This window comes from Paenibacillus sp. FSL E2-0151, assembly GCF_037993015.1.
Classification (GTDB): Bacteria; Bacillota; Bacilli; order Paenibacillales; family Paenibacillaceae; genus Paenibacillus; species Paenibacillus amylolyticus.
In genome coordinates this window covers 2,527,815-2,543,529 of the sequence record NZ_CP150308.1, presented here as the reverse complement: position 1 = coordinate 2,543,529, position 15,715 = coordinate 2,527,815, and the positions used below count along the sequence as shown (strand labels likewise).

Genomic DNA, 15,715 nt, shown 5'->3' with positions numbered 1-15,715 from the left:
TTGCTACGCGCCTCTCAGGCACCTCGCAACAAGGGGATTTCCTTATTCACTTCCCTTATTCTCTTAATTCTTGTTCTCTTATAACTTTTGGGTATCTCTACCCCTTTGGGTCTAGTGAGTCTGTTGATCTTCTCAAATCTCTTGATCACATTTCATTCCACTGTAATCATTTATTCCGATTTTATCCGTTCTTTATCCATCCGGTTCAACGTTGGCTCGATCTCTTCCCGCCCGTTTAAATCCTATGATTTCACGGACAAGGTTTTCAGATAAGCCAGCGCATCATCCACCGTGCTCACAGGCACAAGTTTCATTTTGGTGCCGATCTGTTCAGCCTTGGCTGCTGCTTCCTTATAGTTATCCTTCGGTACAAAGAAGATCTCCGCTTCTTTTCGATCAGCGGCTACAATCTTGTGTACTACACCGCCAATGGCACCCACCACACCCTCCTTGGTAATGGTACCTGTACCCGCAATTCGATGCCCCTTGGTCAGATCTCCAGGTGTTAACTGGTTATAGATCTCCAACGTAAACATCAAGCCGGCAGACGGACCACCAACCTGAGTATCGGTGAAGGAGATCTGTTTGTCTGGCTCTTCAGCTTTCACCTTCTGAACCGTACCAATCATTACTCCGAGTCCCGGGCGGGTTTCACCCGTTTTACTGTCTTTTACCTGAATCAGTTTCACGTCCCGGCTAATGGTCTCTCCACCACGTTCCAGTTGCATTTCAACCGTATCTCCGACCTTTTTATCTTTTAACTCGGCAGAAAGCACGGTATTATCCGGCGTAGCTGTTCCGTTCACTCCCAGAATGATATCTCCCGGAGCAATGTCTCCTTCCGGTTTTGGATCTTCGGACAGTCCAAATACAAAGATATGTTCAGGTACAATAGAGTAAGTCACACCAGCCTGCTCATATGCAGCCTCCATTGCGGAGGATTGTGAGTCACTCATGAACCACACCTGTTCGGCAGAGTATTCCGCTTCGCTTTTGCCGCGCAGTCGGTCTTCCTTTTTATCCACTTGAGCATTTTTATTGAACAGAGAGGTTCCTAGCAAAAACACATTGGCATATGTTGCCGACACGGTTGTCATCATGAACACACCGTGTTCTTCCTGGTCTCCACCCTTAACGGTTACCATTGGTTTTACTTCATCTGCACTGCCAGGCATATATATGATATACGGCGTTGGCATGTACACGGCAACATAGACGACCAGAGCCACCACGATCACAAAGATCGAAGCTCTGAATCCGCCAGATTTCCGAATCCGATTCATCGCATGAGCCTCCGTTCTTTGTATCTCTATATAAGCTGAACTCTACACTAATCAGCGATCGTAATTCCATCTTGTTTAATCATTTTTTCAAGTCTAACACTCTGGTCCTTGTGCATACAATGGTACAGGCCGGATAGGCCGCTGTATACAATAGCCTGTCCGGTCAAGGCCGAACCGCCCTTCGGGCGTCATTCGGCCGTCCATAACGATTCAGATGCCAAATCGGCGTTATCTGATATGAGGTGAAACGATGACATTACAGAGCGAGGTTAGAGATTCTGGCCCGTTACGAACGATAATCCTAAGTACCGGCGCTTTAATGTTGGTCATTGCGGTAGTTGCGTCCCCCAAACAAGCGTTTGATGCCTCTATTCAAGGTCTGGATATATGGTGGAAAATCATCTTCCCTGCCATGCTCCCGTTCCTCATGTTATCCCAAATGCTCACTGCGTTTGGCTTCACCCACGCGATCGGCGCCTTGCTCGGACCGTTAATGCAACGCTGGTTTAGACTCCCAGGCAACGCAGGTCTGGCAATTGCCGTTGGCATGTGCGGCGGATTCCCCGCAGGAGCAGATGCGGTATCCCGTTTATTTCAGGATAGACAAATTACCGCCAAGCAGGCGGTTGTCCTTGCGGCGGCATCTCATTTTGCCAATCCAATGATGATCATACTGGTCGTTGGTGCTGCTTTTCTCCACCAGCCAGCGGCCGGATATTTTCTACTCGCGGTCCACTGGATCAGCGGCTGGATTGCTGCCATTCTTGCCACACGTCTCCTGCCAGCACCGGGTAACCAGACAAACAGGGTTGGCTCCACAGCCGCGCAAACAGATAATAACTCTCTTGATTCTCAGCCTGCAAGTCCTGCAAGTTCCACAAGTCGCTCATCTGCCCCCCACCATGCTACGAACAAACGACGCAGTATATGGTCTGATATGATGATTGCAGCCAGAGAAGCCCATCGTCGTGATGGAAGAGGATTTGGCAAACTGTTAGGTGACACTGTATCCCAAGCTGTGCAGACCTTAATGATGACTGGAGGATACATGATCGGTTTTGCCGTATTTATCCGGCTGGTCTCCCTTTATCTGACCCCCGGGTCCTCTGCTGCGCTGTGGCCAGCCTTCTTCGAGATTCACCTAGGCACCTATCATTTGAGCCAGACTTCATTAACACCCATGCTGCTCATGTCTCTACTTGCAGCCGTTCTGGGATGGGGTGGTTTATGCTCCCATCTGCAAGTCTCTGCTGTCTTGAAAACAACTGGTCCGGGCAGCAAATCGATGTTGTACTTTGCCGGAGTTCGTCTGACTCATGGATTAATCGCCTTTTTCATCAGTCTGTTCCTATGGATGCCGTTCAGCCGTTATAGCACAGAAGTCTGGACCACATTACAGACGAATGCAGAGCAAGACCTCTCGACACCATTCGGTTGGCTATTCATACATAGTCCAGGTAACACATACACGATCAACACCATTTGGAGCATCTTCCCTGCTGCATGCATGGGACTTGCGTTACTTCTTGCAGTCATGGTTAGTCTATCAGGTCTTACCTTCTGGTTTAACCGCCGGTTTTCTCGCTGATTTTCTGACGGAGCGCAGCTTCCACTTCAGGTGAGACAAGATCTGTAACATCTCCATGATAATGAGCGATTTCTTTGACGATGCTGGAACTTAAATAGGAATACTTCGGATTTGTCATCATAAATATGGTTTCCGCATCCGGGTTCAACTTGCTATTGGTCGACGCCAATTGCAACTCGTATTCAAAATCAGTTACCGAGCGTATACCACGAACGATAACCTGAGCTTCCTTTTGCCGGACATAATTGGCTGTCAGATCGCGGAAACTGTCCACTTCGACATTCGGTAGATGGCGGGTTACTTCCGTAATCAGTTCCTTGCGTTCCTCCACCGTAAACAGCGGATTTTTGCTCATATTGTTCAACACAGCCACAATGACGCGATCAAATTGCTTCGACGCTCTGGCGATAATATCCAGATGCCCCATCGTTACGGGATCAAAACTTCCAGGATATACGGCGATCCGTTCCTGTCGATGTATCATTTCAGTCATGAGGAGCCTCCTCTTCCGGTGTAATGGATTCTCCATCTTCAACTGCTTCTGGCGCATAATAATAGATGGATACTGCCGTCTCCCCATACAAAGCCTTGCGCGTTTGTTCAAACGGGCCGAATTGCTCAGGGTAATCATGTTTGGATTCATATTCAAGCACGATGGTTGCTTCGGGTTCCAAAAGTTCCAGTTCGTGCATGGTCAGCATTAACTCGTGCCCGTTCTTCATGCGATATGGCGGGTCGAGAAACACCAGATCAAACGTTGTGCCTCGCTTGGCGAGTGCCTTCAATGCTCGACCTGCATCATTACGATATACGGCCGCCTGGTCTTCCAGCTTGGTTGCCTTCAGATTCATGCGGATGACTTCAATACTTTTCGATTCCAAATCAACAAAAACAGCCTTGTCCATGCCGCGGCTCAGCGCCTCAATACCGAGACCTCCACTGCCTGCAAACAGATCCAATGCTGTGCCGCCCTCAAAATAAGGACCAACCATGCTAAATAACGCTTCCTTCACCTTGTCGGTGGTTGGCCGCGTACCCGTGCCAGGAACAGCCTTCAGCGGCCTGCCTTTTGCACTCCCAGATACCACTCTCACTTGACGAGTCACCTTTTCTCTATGTAAGTTTATTGATACGACTATCGTACCACATTCGGGTTCGGTTTGAAAAATGTGCGGTCTTCATTTCCCTTGGAAAATTGTTGACGAATTATTGACGCATATGTATAAAAAGGAAACAATCGGGCGATTCTATAATTATCGACATCACAAGTGTCGTAGACAACCGCGGAGAAGACTTACGTTTCCCCATAAGCTCTTCGTCCGGTTTCTCCTCTCCCATGAAAAATAGGCCCTCGAAAGAGGGCCTATTTTTGTTGTTATGTTTTAATTTATTTTGCTAGTTATACTTTTCTTCAAATTCACTTATTTCGGCTTCCTCTTCGGTCTGCAACCATCCAATCTCCCTCAGCCACATGCCCATATCTGCAATAAACTCATTCACTTTTAAATGTTCAATCTTGTATTTCTGGATCTTTTCACTTAAAAAAGCATAAAACTCATGGCTTAAGACATACCGTTGTTTGCTTTTGCTTAATGTCTTATAACGATCCTCGCTGACCACCAGATCAAAATAGATGACATTCTCCTTCTTCACATGCCTAACGGTGGATCTTCTATCGTATTCTTCAGGAAGACACCTGAAAACAAAGAAGAGTTCAATATCAACTATTTTATATTTGCTTTCTGCTTGATCAAAAACAGACTGCAACTCATCCGAAAGATTGGCAACTTGCGTTAAACCTGAAGTATCCGTTGATTTTCCGAAGATCATTATTGAAATCCTCCCGTTCATTTTCACCATTCATAATCATACAACTAGAAAAGGTTGACTAGTAATGTAATCTCCGTCAACCTTTCCTATGTTCATCCTTCTTGTGCCTTCCCCCAACTTAGCAAGAGCTATACTAATTCATCTCTCGATGCTTCCGATTAGACCTTCGCAAATTGATCAATGGAATGATAAGTAAAACAACCGGCAAGAGAAGATTTATCGAACCCGTCTTAATCATCATGAAGGTAATAAACAACACGGCGAGCCAAGTCATAATCTCCGTCATTTCATATTTGGTTAACGTCAGCTTGAATGCTTTTTTCGAAATGAAACGAATCAAGAAATAAGCGATCAAGCTATAGAACAGGATCATTCCCAAGATAGCAACTAGGATTATGAGGTACATATCCACCATAAAAATCTCACCCGACCCTTATATCATTTCCTTAATTTTGCTTTACTTCTCTTCAACAACAATCGTTGCATTATAGATCACAACACGTTTCCCATTGAGATCAAATAATACTTTATTGCCGTATTCCGTATCTTCCACGTCAATCTTGCCATCATAGGTCTGAATCAATTCACCATTATTGCTGTACACTTTAACAACCCTCTCCAGGCCACCAGAGTTATTGGACCTCATTGTTTTGAGTGCACGTTCACCTGAAGCGGTATTGAAATACCATATGAAACATCCAACTATGATGCCCAAGAAGACCAACACCGTCACCCATATACCTGTCTTTGCTTTTTTACTCATCTTGAACCCCCCTCTTATGTTTCCTGTCTCGTACATTACGAGGTTGGAGAGAGAACGGTTCCATACCAAGCCTCTCAAGCTGTTCGTTGACATAACAAAACAGAGGCCTCCGATAGCGAAGACCTCTGTTCTTTATAGAATACATTCTTTATTCTGTACGATTCTTTTACTTACAGAGCACGAATGACAAATTCAAATGTCAGTTCGCCGTCCGAAGGGATCAGGTATTCCGGATGAACTGGAGCACCCCAGCTGTCATCACCGCCAACACCCATTTGTTTACCTGCTACAGTCACGACCGTATAGTGTACAGGAGGCAATTCGTACGCATGTTGTGCGTTCTCCAGCTCAAATGCCGTATATGGTGAAACATTCAGCTCAACCGGGGTTCCAGATGCTTCAATTTTGAAGCCACGTCCCGCGTTGTCTGTCAATTTGGCCCAACGTACGCCCGTACGGTTGCCTGATTCCTGTGGTACCAGATATGGAGCCATGGTATCAGCTACCTTGCTGCCGTGGATACCGAGACGTGCGCCAAATGCGCGGTCTGCATAGTTTTCTTCTGGTCCCATCGCCAGCCATTCCACGTTTTCGAAGTCAGGTGATGTTCTGAAGGACAATGCATGAATTGGCAAGTTTGGCAATCCAGCTGTACCTTTGTACGCATTATGCACACGCACGCTTCCATCTGCATGAACGGTATATACCACTTTCACTTGTACATCCTCCGAAATGTTGAGCTTGTACGTGAACTCGATCCGGTATTGATCCGGTTTCTGTTCCGCTTTCCACTCTACAGAACGTGGCATCAGACTCGCTGCATACCAGGCGCCCAGTTCGAAGCCCATCGCCATACCTTTGTCATTATCCGTCATTGCACGCCAGAAGAGCGGTGCAGGTGGCACAGCAATCGTCTCACGACCGGACAATTTCAGGGAAACCAGTGTCCCAAACTGTTTGGAGAACAGCGCATGTGTCTTGCCAGCACGAACACCAATGTTAACGTCACCTTCGATAACGTGTACATCACTTACAAGGTTCAGGTCCGTCTCGGCTGCATCATTTACCTGATCCTGTGTGAAAATAAACTGTCCAAATGCCACTTCTTCGCCTTTGTCAGCCCATATTGTAGCTTCTTTTAACACAAATGCAGTGTTCACAGCGTACTCGCCGCCCGCCAGAGCTTCTGCACCAAGCGGAAGTTTCACTACCGTCTCGCTTTGGGCATCCACGTTGACTTCCAATGTTCCACGCAGCACTTCATGTCCCTCGCGCTCTAGGCTGTATACCAGTTCCAGCGCAGATGTATCTGCGAACAGATTACCGTTCACGATTTTAACACCTTCACGATCCGGGAACAGCTTGATGTTCTGGTAAAGGAATTTGACCTCCTGCATTTTCGCAGTTACTTTACGGTCAGCATGGACGATCCCGTTACCACAGAACGAATAGTCTGATGGACGATCACCAAAATCTCCGCCATAAGCGAGGAATTCTTTGCCGTAACGATCTTTTTTATAAATGGATTGGTCGATGTAATCCCAGATGAATCCACCTTGATACATCGGATATTTGTCTTCCAACTCCGTATATTTGTGCATACCGCCAATAGAGTTACCCATGGCATGCATGTACTCACAGCTAATATAAGGTTTCGTCGGGTTTGCATTCAGGAATTCCTCAATGTCCGCCGGTTTGGCATACATGCGAGTCTCCATATCACTTGTTTCATCGAAACGGCGATCATGGAATACACCTTCGTAATGTACCAGACGTGTTGGATCAGCTGATTTGAAGTATTGGGATACTTTGTAGATGACTTCACCACCGTGTGATTCATTACCACAAGACCAGATCAGAATAGACGGATGGTTTTTGTCACGCTCCACCATGGATACAGCGCGGTCCATAACGATATCATGCCATTCCGGTTTGTCACCTGGAATAACCCATGAAGGCTCAACAGCACCAAGTTTCTGCCAAGATCCGTGTGTCTCCAGGTTCATCTCGTCAATAACATATAGTCCGTATTCATCACACAACTCATACCAAAGACTTTGGTTTGGATAGTGTGACGTACGTACGGCATTCATGTTGTTCTGTTTGATCGTACGAACATCCCACAGCATGTCTTCCTTCGTAACTGCACGTCCACGACGCGGGTTGAACTCATGGCGGTTCACACCTTTGAATACGATACGTTTACCGTTGATGTGCATCACTTTATCGATCATTTCAAATGTACGGAAACCAACGGCTTGAGGAACAACCTCAACCAGTGCACCCGCAGCATCATATACACGAATATAGAGACGGTACAAGTATGGAATCTCTGCGCTCCACAGGTTCACTGTGCCGATGTCTTCACGAAGACTTACTTGTCCATCGTTAACTTTGGACTCAAACGTTTTAACGGTATTGCCATCACGATCACGAAGTTCAGCCTCTACTCGCGCTCCAGCAACCGCTTTTCCTTCCAGTTTCAAATCCAGTTGCAACGTACCGTTGGTATAGGACTTGTCCAGATCTGTGCGAACATGAACATCACGAACGTGTGCAGTCGGGACGGTATACAGATACACATCTCTGAAAATACCGGAGAAACGCCAGAAATCCTGATCTTCCAGCCAGCTGCCTGTGCTGCGTTGATACACCTCAACCGCGAGTTTGTTCTCTCCATCCTGAAGGAATGGCGTCAGGTCAAAATCAGATGGCGTGAAGCTGTCCTCCCCGTATCCTACGAATTGTCCATTAAGCCATACATAGAATGCAGACTCTACACCTTGGAAAGAAATATATACCGGATTCGACTCCCAACCTGTCGGCAGGTGGAATGTGCGAATGTAACTTCCAACCGGATTTTTATCCTGCGGCAATGCCGGCGGACGAATTTCGTTCAGTCCATCCCAAGGATATTGTGTATTTACATATTGAATCTGTCCGTATCCTTGTAGTTGGATATGCCCCGGAACTTCAATATCATCCCAGCCTTCACTGGAAAAATCGGATGTATAGAAAAACTCAGAACGGCTGTCTGGACGAATTGCATAGTTGAATTTCCACGTACCATTCAGATCATAACGCATGGACATCGCGCCTGAACCTACAGCCTCGTCCATTGTTTGGTAGTAACGGTGATCGGAATAGGCATGAAGACGGTTCACCTCAAATACACTTACGTCCCCCAACCAGTTGATATCTGCCTTTGTTGCTTTCATCGGCTCTCTCTCCCTTTAAAACGTTATAGTTTGACTTATTCAAGGTTTACGCTGGATTTCCTTTTGCTTTACATAAACAAAAAAGACAGAGGTACGCCATAACAGCGCCCTCTCTTCTTTCCTGCATCCGTCATTTGCACGGATTATGCTGTTTTCATTACTTCACGGAACCTACCATACCTGCAACAAAATGTTTCTGCATGATGAAGAAAACGATTGCTGTAGGCAGTGTTGCAATCACGATTGCTGTCATGATTACTCCGTAATCCGGAGAATAACCAGCACCCAGATTTGAGATCAACAGTGGAATCGTTTGTTGGTCAGGTGTTTGCAATACAATGAGTGGCCACAGATAGTTGTTCCAGCTACTCATGAATGTAATGATTGCTGCCGCTGCATATGTTGTTTTCATGGTTGGCATATAGATCTTCAAGAAGATGCCCAGTTCACTCAAACCATCAATACGTCCAGCTTCCAGCAAGTCTTTCGGGAACATTTTGGTGTTCTGACGGAAGAAAAAGATCAGGAACGCTGTTGCGATGGTTGGCAGGATCACTGCTGCCATCGTGTTGATTCCGATAACCGGTGCAACTCCCGAGATTGTTGCGAACATACGATACAGTGGTACCATGATCGCTGCAAACGGGATCATCATGGATAACAACAGGATATTAAACACAATGTCACGAGACTTCGTGCGATATACCTCGAAACCATAACCTGCCATGGAACCAATAAACAGTGCCAAGAGAGTGGAGACCACAGAGATAATCGCCGAGTTTCCGAGAGCCTGTACCAGATTTGTCGAATCAATCAGTTTGTTGAAGTTATCAATAAAAGCTGAACCGGGCAGTAGTCTACCCTTGGTGACATCGACTGATGCATTTGTTGAACTGACCAGCATCCAGAAGAAAGGGAAAATGGATACAAAGGCGACGATGGATAGGAACACATACGTGAAAATCCGTTTTGCTTTAGCTTTAGCCATTTTTATTATCACCTGCCACTTTAAACTGGATGATGGACAATACAATAATCAAGATTACGATGGAATACGACACTGTTGCTGCATAACCGAAGTCCGGTGAATATTTGAACGAAAGGTTGTAGATGTATTGTGAAATCGACATGGTCGCATTACCTGGACCACCTTTGGTAATATTCATGATCTCATCGAAGATTTGCAATGTACCAATCGTTGATGTGATGGACGTGAAAAGGATAATCGGTTTAAGCAAAGGTACAGTGATTTTGAAGAATTGTGTAAAAGCATTCGCTCCGTCAATTCTTGCAGCTTCATAGATCGATTGATCGATGTTTTGCAGGGATGACAGATAGAAAATCATGTTATATCCGGTCCAACGCCAAGTAACGGCGATTATGATCGTAATTTTAGCCCAGAACGGGTCTGTGATCCATTGAATTGGATCGCCAATAATGTGCAAGCCCATCAGGAATTGATTCACCATTCCATCTGGTGCGAACAGATATTTGAATACAACAGAGTACGCTACCAATGAAGTTACACAAGGCAAGAAAATCGCTGTACGGAAGAAGCTCCGGAAACGTAGTGTGCTGTCATTCAGCAATACGGAAATAAACAAACCAAGGATAATCATTACAGGCACTTGAATAATCAAGTAGATAAATGTATTCGATAATGCTGTACGGAACGTTGTATCAACTAACAATCTTTTGTAGTTAGAAAGGCCCGAAAATTCAAGGTTGGCTCCTACACCAGATTTGAACGATAAGAGCAGCGCTTGGATCATCGGGTAGAAGTAAAATGCAACAATCCCGATAACAGCCAGCAAAACAAAAGCCCATCCAGTCAAATTATTTTTCTTTTGGAGACTGTCTCCTGTATTCATGGCTTTCACAGTATGGCTCCTCTCTCTCCATGGAACATGGGTAGAACCCACGGAGCCCTTCGCCATATCCGGTTCGACTTGCGCCGGACATGGGAGATGGCTCCGATGTTTCCTAGGGTTCTATAAGTTACCTTGGGTATCTTAGTTTAATTGTGCTTCAGCTTGTTTTTGTGCATCAGCCAGAACGTCATCGATTGATTTACCGTTCAGGAATGCTTGCATTTCTACTACCAGAATATCTTCAATGGCATATGTGTTGATACCATAGTTTACGCTTGGAATTTCTTTCGTCCAATTTGCAAAGTCTGTGAAGATTTTTTGTCCGCCGAAGTACTCGTCTGCTTTGGCATACGCGTCACCATCAACTGCTGGTTTGTACGTACCAATTGCGCCGATGTTGTTCAACAGATCTTGATACAATTGTTTGTCAGAACCAAATGTTTTTGCTACAAAATCAGCTGCTTGATCTGCGCCAGGAACGTTGTTCATAACATACCAAGAGCTACCACCCAAGTTGGATGCGTGAACAGAGTTTGCTTGACCAGCCATTTTTGGTATTGGAGCTACAGCCCATTTACCGGATTGGGAAGCTTCTTGACGTACAGATGGTGAGAACCAGTTACCTGTAGGAATTGTTGCTACGCTACCGTTATTGGCGTTGGCAACGAATTGACTCCAGTCAGAGTGCAATTTAACAATGTTGGCATCCATCATTGCTTTGTAAGTAATAAACGCTTCTTTCAGAGCAGCATTATTAGCAATGTCAGGTGTTTTACCATCTTCTGCGGAATACCATTTACCTGCAGTTTGAATCATCATACGAATCAAACCAAGGTCATTCGGGTCAAGAGAAAGAAGCTCTTTACCTGTTTTAGCTTTTACGTCTTTACCAATTTGGATGTAGTCATCCCAAGTGATGTCTTGCAGGTCAGCTGCTTTGTAGCCAGCTTGCTCCAGCAGATCTGTTCTGTAGTACAAACCAGCAACGCCGGAGTCAAATGGTACTCCGTATTGTTTGCCATCAAACGCTGTTGGTCCGAGTTTGTAATCTGCAAAATCGGAAGCCGTGATACTGGAAGACAGATCTTTGAACGCATCAGGATATGCATTCAGGAAGCTTTGTGAACGATAGTCTTCAATCAGAACTACGTTTGGAAGACCACTCGCAGTTCCGGAGTTAAGACCTGTGTTCAGTTTCTGAATGATATCAGCTTGAGCGTATTCAATGATGTTAATTTTCACATCAGGATTTGCTTTTTGATATGCTTCTTTTGCTGTTTCCATTGCAGCTACGTTAAAAGCTTTGTCCCAAGCCCAGACCGTGATTTCGTTTGTTTTTTCGTCACCACCACTAGCGGATTTACCTCCGCCACCGGATGAACATGCGGACAACAGCAGTACTGTAACGAGCATCAATACCCACATTTTTTTCAAAACATTCAACTCCCCTTCGACCTCTTTGTGTGTAATTTGTTTACGTTTTCTGAAAGCGGTTGCTTTCGATGTATTCATCTTATCATTCCCATATCTCCATTCGTTAGTAATAATTTTGTACGGATTTGTCATCTTATTGCCACAATGAAAACCTTTACAGAAACCGTTTGCATTAAATTTAGTTTTTTGTAATTTCTTTTGATTTTGTAATTTCTTGATCTTGAAATAGTACAAAAATGATTTCACCCGCTTTACCTCTGACACGTGAAAATCCCCCGACTCTGTAGAAAACAGAAGCGAGGGATCTCGATTTTAAGTGTATTTAATGGAATCGGGTTTCGATTCAACTCGTGATTAAAGGTAGTGTAACGGTGACTCTCGTTCCTTCCCCAACCGTACTCATAATGGTGACACCATAAGGTGAACCATATAATAACTCAATACGGTCATGGACATTGCGAATACCGATACCACTGAATAGTTGACGATTGTTCTTTGGATTGGGCAACGTTTCTCCCATGACAAGTCCTTCAATTCCATCCCCGTTGTCCATAATCTCACAGATGAGTGATTCTCCCGCTCTGGAAACCATGACATGAATCGTACCCGTTTCTTTCTTGATGAATCCATGGAAAAATGCATTCTCGATAAACGGCTGGATCACCAGTTTGGGTACATGATAGTGTGTACAATCCGGAGCAACGTAGAAAGCTGCTTTAATCCGGCCACCATATCTGACGTGATTAATGAAGACATAATTTTTCAAATTCTCGACTTCTTGTTCCACTGTAACCGTCTGACTCACATCACTGATCGTATTTTGCAGCAATCCAATTAATGCATTAATCGTCTCCGCAGCCCTGTCTTTGTTGCCTTGTTGCACCAGAACTTTGACAGATGCAAGTGTATTGTACAAGAAGTGAGGATTAATCTGACTCTGTAATGCCGCAAGCTCTGCATTCCGTTGTTCATGCTGTGTCTGTACTAACTGATCCACATAATCATGCAGTTCATCAAGCATGTAATTGTAAGCATGACCAAGCTGCCTGCTCTCGTAGCTTCCGCTCACCGGAATATAGTTGTCCAGATCACTTTTTGTAATGTTGGACATCTGCTTCACAAGTCTGCGCAGTGACTTGGTAATCTGGCTGGTGATGAGAAACACAAGGATGAGTGCCCCCACAACGATAGCTGCACAGATCAGGGCAACCGTCTTCATGTCGATAAGTTGACCCATCGCCAGATCCTTATCCACTACATTGACAATATAAAACCGATAGAACGGTAAATACTCGGATAACACAACGCTATCCTGATCCATCACACGAGCATTAATACTTCTCGGAGAGTTGTTGTTCATATCCCGGGCATACGATAGCAAATCCAGCTGAGTTGTTCCGATCCAGTCTTCACGATTCGATGATACAATCTCACCTTTTTCATTCATAATGACCACATCATTGCCACGACTTGTAAAGCTGCTGTAAAATTGCCGGAATATGTCTTCTCTCATCGTGACATAGAGCGTACCGTATATCCGGCTGCGTGTTCGGTCCGTCAACGCTTTCGTCGCAGAGATCATCTGCTGACTCCCGAGCGTTGACTCGTTTTGGTAAACATCAAAGATAAGACGACTCGGCGTCTCAGCTGCTTCCATCGTAATTGGCTCCTGCTTCAATTCATCCACGGACAACTGAAGGTGAGCACGATTCGTGGAATAGCTCCGTCCATTAATCCCGATAATTGTTATCCCAACTTCGTAGGATTCTGTGATGGATTGAACGCGGTCCATCGTTTCCCTCATATTATAGAAGGATTTGGCCATCGTGAGGGAATCGGCATCACCTTCGGACAGAAATCCTCGAATCGATCCACTCTGCGTCACATTATTCGATACGGCAGCAATGGCCTCATTAAAAGATTCAAAATTTGTTTTGATCTGATTAAGCACCTTGGAGTTTGTGATACTGAACGTCTCAGTAAACAGATTAGTTGACATGTGAATGGTCGTCCATAAGATGAGTACAGAAACGAGGACAATACTGACCACCATAACCAGAAACAACTTGGGAAATAATCCGAGACGAGATAATTGGTTCATCCATTTCTTCATAATCTTATCCTTCTGACTTTATGCCCAGAATTTGCGCCGGTATCGGCTTGGTGATAATCCGGTGAATTTTTTGAACACTTTGCAAAAGTAACTATGATCGGAATAACCTACCATACTACTAATCTCAGAGATCGTTACATCATCGGATCGGAGCAATTCCTCGGCTTTTTCTATCCGAATTTTATTTAAGTATTCATTAAATCCTTCTTTTTTGTGAGATGAGAAATAACTGGATAAATACGATGGATTAAAATGAAAGTGCTTTGCTACTTCAGCAAGCCCGAGCGGCTGATCAAAGTGCTCATGCATGTAATCCAGCAGCATCTTCATGTTGGGATCACTTCGTTTTCCACCCGCACCAACGGTGCACTCCTGAACTTCCGTCATGAATTGGTCAAGCACAGTCATGACTTCGTCCAGACTCGAAGCCCCGTCCACATTTTTAAAATACGTATATTTGCTCTCTTCCAGCCCGGCAGACTGAACATCCATATCCGCGAGGGTAATGGTCACGTTAAAGATCAAGTTACCGAGAAATGATTTGATCTCAAACACATCGGCAATATAATCCCGTCCAAGTGTTTTTGCATGATCCTGTAAATACTCCCTTGCCGCTTCGACCCGGTTACGCTTCACATGCTGCAAAAACATATTCACATTAAACTGGTAACCTGCGGGATGCATTGGAGGCAGTTCACCATACACCAGGATTGGTCGACCCTTATAATAGAAGCGATATTCAATCAGCTTAATCAGGCGTTCCCGGTAAACAACACCCATCTGTTCAAATGAAGTAAAGCTTTCACTAAGCACCCAACCAGGACTGTCTTCTCCTGCTGCATTTTCACTGGCCAACTGTCTGATCCGTTCAAGCATCCATTCATCTCTCACAGGATCGACATTAAGAAGCATCACAGGTAATGTACCCTCTGCGGGAACCATTGCACATTCTACTTCAGGCAGATCACTGCGGAGCTTGGATTCAATCTGTTCCTGATCCATCTTCAGTGGATTCCCTCCAGCACCCACGGGTTTATACACAAGCAAGCGAAAGGATTCATACGGAAAGGTATCTCGAATGATCGGCATTTCGCTATCTTCATCCAGTGTAAATCCGGACAGCATCTTCTCCATCAGTTGTCCAAGTCTCCAGCCATCGTGCGACGGCTCGAACTGTAGCTCCGGAATTTTACCCGCTGTGCGTTGAAGGACTTGCAATAATTCATTTGTATCCAGCTTGGGTTTCAGTATATAATCGGCTGCCCCGTGCTGAAGCGTTGAACGTACATACTCGAATTCACTGAAGCTGCTAAGTACAATAACTTCAATCTGCGGATTACTGGCTTTTAGTGTACGGACAAACGTTTCCCCATCCATGACAGGCATGACAATGTCGGTAATCACAATATCCGGTTTTAACAGGTTCACCTGCTGTAATCCTTCTTCACCGTTGGAAGCTTCACCCACAATGATAAATCCTTCCGCTTCCCAGTTCATATGGTGCTTTATGCCCTGTCTTACCAGAAACTCATCGTCAACAATCAGCACCTTGCACAACCGGTTCATGATCGCGACCCCCTTGTCTAATCTTTCCTCTATATCTGTACAGGCTATA

General features: G+C 45.0%; 13 protein-coding genes. 1 reads left to right on the top strand and 12 read right to left on the bottom strand.

All coding sequences use genetic code 11. The features are described from left to right. Positions 1–242: 242 nt before the first annotated feature. The gene (locus MHI55_RS11710; RefSeq protein WP_127543806.1) at positions 243–1,283 is read right to left on the bottom strand and encodes a SepM family pheromone-processing serine protease; all 1,041 of its coding nucleotides are present in this window, start codon (positions 1,281–1,283) and stop codon (positions 243–245) included. A 250-nt stretch (positions 1,284–1,533) separates the two neighbouring features. Between MHI55_RS11710 and MHI55_RS11705 the strand changes: the two genes are divergently transcribed. Then, complete coding sequence (locus tag MHI55_RS11705) at positions 1,534–2,871, top strand: nucleoside recognition domain-containing protein (RefSeq protein ID WP_340390087.1); 1,338 nt, start codon at positions 1,534–1,536, stop codon at positions 2,869–2,871. Here the strand turns inward: MHI55_RS11705 and coaD are convergent. The 11 genes from coaD to MHI55_RS11650 all read right to left on the bottom strand — a co-directional run bounded on the left by coaD (position 2,849) and on the right by MHI55_RS11650 (position 15,666). Further along, positions 2,849–3,355, bottom strand: a complete 507-nt coding sequence (gene coaD / locus MHI55_RS11700; RefSeq protein WP_085981453.1) for a pantetheine-phosphate adenylyltransferase — start codon at positions 3,353–3,355, stop codon at positions 2,849–2,851. The genes MHI55_RS11705 and coaD overlap by 23 nt on opposite strands. Position 3,356: 1 nt before the next feature. Next, on the bottom strand, positions 3,357–3,965 hold the full coding sequence (rsmD, locus tag MHI55_RS11695; RefSeq protein WP_036609474.1) for a 16S rRNA (guanine(966)-N(2))-methyltransferase RsmD: 609 nt from the start codon (positions 3,963–3,965) through the stop codon (positions 3,357–3,359). A 301-nt stretch (positions 3,966–4,266) separates the two neighbouring features. Continuing rightward, entirely contained in the window at positions 4,267–4,701 is a 435-nt protein-coding gene (locus tag MHI55_RS11690) for a hypothetical protein (protein WP_076249839.1), read from the bottom strand. A 133-nt stretch (positions 4,702–4,834) separates the two neighbouring features. Next, positions 4,835–5,074: a hypothetical protein gene (locus MHI55_RS11685; protein WP_340390085.1), complete on the bottom strand. Its 240-nt coding sequence runs from the start codon at positions 5,072–5,074 to the stop codon at positions 4,835–4,837. Positions 5,075–5,158: 84 nt separating this feature from the next. Then, entirely contained in the window at positions 5,159–5,464 is a 306-nt protein-coding gene (locus tag MHI55_RS11680) for a hypothetical protein (RefSeq protein WP_017689244.1), read from the bottom strand. Positions 5,465–5,634: 170 nt separating this feature from the next. Further along, positions 5,635–8,682: a glycoside hydrolase family 2 TIM barrel-domain containing protein gene (locus MHI55_RS11675; protein ID WP_340390082.1), complete on the bottom strand. Its 3,048-nt coding sequence runs from the start codon at positions 8,680–8,682 to the stop codon at positions 5,635–5,637. 157 nt (positions 8,683–8,839) lie between these two features. Further along, positions 8,840–9,670 carry a carbohydrate ABC transporter permease gene (locus MHI55_RS11670; protein WP_036609483.1) on the bottom strand — a complete coding sequence of 277 codons (831 nt, stop codon included), beginning with the start codon at positions 9,668–9,670 and terminating at the stop codon, positions 8,840–8,842. After that, a complete protein-coding gene (locus tag MHI55_RS11665) occupies positions 9,663–10,553 on the bottom strand; it encodes a sugar ABC transporter permease (RefSeq protein WP_101313478.1) in 891 nt (296 codons plus the stop codon). The genes MHI55_RS11670 and MHI55_RS11665 overlap by 8 nt, the downstream gene beginning before the upstream one ends. Positions 10,554–10,694: 141 nt before the next feature. Further along, a complete protein-coding gene (locus MHI55_RS11660) occupies positions 10,695–11,978 on the bottom strand; it encodes an extracellular solute-binding protein (RefSeq protein WP_235193818.1) in 1,284 nt (427 codons plus the stop codon). A 352-nt stretch (positions 11,979–12,330) separates the two neighbouring features. Next, the gene (locus MHI55_RS11655; protein ID WP_339198876.1) at positions 12,331–14,100 is read right to left on the bottom strand and encodes a sensor histidine kinase; all 1,770 of its coding nucleotides are present in this window, start codon (positions 14,098–14,100) and stop codon (positions 12,331–12,333) included. A gap of 18 nt (positions 14,101–14,118) precedes the next feature. Beyond that, on the bottom strand, positions 14,119–15,666 hold the full coding sequence (locus tag MHI55_RS11650) for a response regulator transcription factor (protein ID WP_340390080.1): 1,548 nt from the start codon (positions 15,664–15,666) through the stop codon (positions 14,119–14,121). Between the last annotated feature and the right edge of the window lie 49 nt (positions 15,667–15,715).